The organism is Morganella sp. HMSC11D09, from assembly GCF_001807955.1.
GTDB classification, from domain to species: Bacteria; Pseudomonadota; Gammaproteobacteria; order Enterobacterales; family Enterobacteriaceae; genus Morganella; species Morganella morganii.
On record NZ_KV791665.1, the window covers coordinates 1 to 2434 of the forward strand.

The 2434-nt window shown below is 52.9% G+C and carries 4 protein-coding genes; all 4 read right to left on the minus strand.

The genetic code is table 11. The annotated features are described in order from the left end of the window. Positions 1–300: phage head closure protein (locus tag HMPREF3119_RS18685; RefSeq protein ID WP_371327753.1), on the minus strand; the 300-nt coding region annotated here is incomplete at its 3' end. Then, positions 224–526, minus strand: coding sequence for a head-tail connector protein (locus HMPREF3119_RS05730; RefSeq protein WP_004239763.1), 303 nt, complete (start codon positions 524–526; stop codon positions 224–226). The genes HMPREF3119_RS18685 and HMPREF3119_RS05730, both read right to left, overlap by 77 nt. Positions 527–612: 86 nt before the next feature. Then, positions 613–1830, minus strand: coding sequence for a phage major capsid protein (locus HMPREF3119_RS05735; protein ID WP_070578880.1), 1218 nt, complete (start codon positions 1828–1830; stop codon positions 613–615). Positions 1831–1839: 9 nt separating this feature from the next. After that, positions 1840–2434, minus strand: a 595-nt coding sequence (locus HMPREF3119_RS18690; protein WP_083297255.1) for an HK97 family phage prohead protease, incomplete at its 5' end; no start/stop codon positions are given.

The following is a 2434-nucleotide window of genomic DNA, read 5'->3' on the forward strand; positions in this document are numbered from 1 at the left end:
AGGATGAATATCCGGCCGGTACCGCATCCATACGCGGACCGTTATTTCTGACATTTCCGCTCCGGCAGTCAGCAGTTCCCGGCCATTGACGGGTCTGACTTCCGCCCAGGTTACGGCAACGGGCAGCCATTGGTTTTCACGCTGGCCGGACGGTAAGATAACCCGTTCAGCACGCTGAAATGTGACGCGATGCCTTAATCTTCCGGCCTGCACAGTGCGCTCCCTATAAATTGATGAACCTGTACGGTTCAAGCAGCAGAAAGAAGCCCGCCGGTATTGCCGCATTTTCCCGTGATTCATACAGGTAACCAACGCAGACCAGCAGGGCCAGTTCTATATCATCCGTAACCGGTAATCCGTCCGGATCTGATGCCGGAACCTCTGTGTCATAAAGATGACGGTTAATATAATTTTCAGCCCGCTTCACGGCCGCCCCCAGGTAAGTCAGAAGCAACTCATCCTCAAGGTCATTATCCTCATCAATACGGCACTGCATTCTCAGTTTTTCGAGTGTCGGTAACGGCATGTTTCCCCCATGCCTGCGGCCACTTCAGACCGCAGGCACAAAAAAACCGCAGTTAAGCGGCGCACAGGATTGCAACGGTATGACTATCAGGCAGCTTTTGCCACCAGCGCCTTAATCGCTGAGGTATCTTCCAGACAACAGTCAAAGCGGTGAAACGCCAGAAACGCGGTCTGGTCAAATTCAGCATAACGCTCGACCAGACGTTTCAGCGTCATATAAGTGACACGGCGGACAATAAAACGGTCAAAATCACCACAGAAGATAAATTTTTTACCGGCTTCCATACTGTCAACCGCCTGATCAATCACATACGGCATACCCAGAATTGTCGCGGGAGCAACACCGGTGATTTCCGGCAGCCACAACGGACGCTTGTTACCATCCTCCATTTCCGTGAGCACTTTCAGGGTGCTGTCATTAAAGGCCAGCCTGAACTTAGGGCTGTTGCGGTACGCCGGATCAATGGCGTGTTTCAGCGCGTTGATGTCTTTCCAGCTGAATGCGGCTGTTTTCGCGTTTACCGTTCCTGTCACGGAAACATCCAGGCCTTTCGGCTGTACCGGCGTACCGGCACCGGTACCTTTCACCAGGTATTTAGCCTCACCACGGCCGATACGCTGCGCGATACGGGCGGCAAGGTAGGATTCAATATTGATCCCGCTGTCCTGCAGCAACTCATTTGATACACGGATAATTTTGGAAGACAATTTTTTGGCACCGAGAATGGCGGTGCCGAATTCCACATCCTGTTCACTGGCAGCGGTGTTTTCCCCCAGCAGTTCACCTTCCTCCGCTGTGCCGTCCGATGTTGACCAGGTAATATCCTGGCCGTCCGCCGTCGGCAGAACATGAGAAACCGAGACAATCCCGCCGTAGGCTTTCATCTGCTCAACAACTTTGTTCAGCATCTTAACCGGGACGGTATAGCCCCCTTTCTCATCCGGGGATGTTCCCTGAGCCCGTAATTCCCTCACAGCCTGACGCTCTTCCGCCGTCAGTTCACCAAAACCATGGCGGAGGTAGCGGTCAAATGCCGCTGCGCGGCGCTCTGCGGCTTCACTTTCCGGATTACCGTTCTGTTTTCCGCGCTGTTCCGGCTCCTGATCATCCACAAAAGCCTGATCTGCCGCACGCAGTTCCTCTTCACGGGTGATCTGCTCATTCAGACGATCAAACTCTGTTTTGGCCTTATTCCACTCCGCACGCTGTTCTTCGGTCATAACACCGTCACCGATCTTTTCATGGATTGCACGCATTTCGGTGGCGATAGTATTACGTTTCTGTTTTAATTCATGAAGTTTCATAGAATTGCCTTATACATTCATTAAAGTGAGAAGACGCTCACGCGCCAGTTTTTCATTGACAGCTTTGGCTATACCGCCGCTGTCGCGTGCTTCTTTCCACGCCTCCATTGACCGCACGGTTGAATTTGCGGCCAGATAGGCCGGATAAGTCACCGGACTGACATCATAGAGACGGGAGATCCGGTGAATTTCACGGACAACCATGCCGTCATCATCCTGATACCAGTCATCGCCGTTCACCGCCACGCTGAACGCGAACGAACTCTGACTGACATCCCCGCGTAACATCGGAGCAACCACAAGGTCCCGGATAGTTTGTGTATCCGGCACCGTAATATCGTAGGCCAGTCCCTGTTCGCTGATACTCAGCGATAACGTTCCGGAAGCAGACCGGCCGAGGATATAATTGCGGTCATGATTGAACAGCGCCCGCACATCATCATTCAGCACATCGTCAAATGCGCCGGGTTTGATAATTTCACGGAATCCCCACATCGGCTCTGACAGGGAATTAAACACCGAGGCCAGACCGATAATGTGGGTCGGTTTATCCTCTTCTCCCGGCGCGGCCCGAACCTCTCCGACATAGCTGCGGGTTTCTCTT

Excerpts from the sequence above, each read along its gene's own strand:
- HMPREF3119_RS05730 (WP_004239763.1), bottom strand. The coding sequence starts at position 526 with ATGCCGTTACCGACACTCGAAAAACTGAGAATGCAGTGCCGTATTGAT.
- HMPREF3119_RS05735 (WP_070578880.1), bottom strand. The coding sequence starts at position 1,830 with ATGAAACTTCATGAATTAAAACAGAAACGTAATACTATCGCCACCGAA.